Annotated in this window: 1 protein-coding gene; it reads right to left on the bottom strand. The window is 61.6% G+C overall.

The features are described 5' to 3' along the window. Positions 1-326, bottom strand: a 326-nt coding sequence (locus EN749_RS37010) for a hypothetical protein (protein ID WP_145991233.1), incomplete at its 3' end; no start/stop codon positions are given. Between the last annotated feature and the right edge of the window lie 172 nt (positions 327-498).

The following is a 498-nucleotide window of genomic DNA, read 5'->3' as shown; positions in this document are numbered from 1 at the left end:
TCCGGATACTGCTCCGGCTCAAACGCGAGCTCGAAATTCTCCGCCAGCGACTCCAGGCGGATGAAGAACGCTACCCTGCCCTCGTTGCGGAGGCGGCCGGCGAGATTGCGGATCTCCCAGGTCTTTCCGGCTCCCGCCTCGGCCAATACGACCACCCGCATTTCCGGGCAGAGCTCGGCCCAGGTGCTCGAAGCGCCCGAACCCATGCGCCTCTGCAGGTCGAGCTCGTCCGTCAGGTTATCGCCGACCGGGATGTCACAAAGCGTGCGATCGAGGTCGATGAACTCGGACTGGCAGGTGGTCGAAGAATTGGCGAGGTCTTGCATTCCTCTTGCTTACACGCTCGCGGGACAAGGTGATCGAGTGGACAGCCCTAATTCACATGTAATCTCTGACAAAATCCAGACGTAACCCGCGGAGATGCGGCCTGGCCGACGCGACAGCAACAGCCCCCTGAATAGGGGTTTCGCCTTAGGTTTGCCTGCCGCCCATCGGGGA

Source organism: Mesorhizobium sp. M7A.F.Ca.ET.027.02.1.1, from assembly GCF_004022985.1.
Taxonomy (GTDB): domain Bacteria; phylum Pseudomonadota; class Alphaproteobacteria; order Rhizobiales; family Rhizobiaceae; genus Mesorhizobium.
Note: the sequence above shows the minus strand (reverse complement) of the source record. Positions and strands in the feature narration are given on the sequence as shown.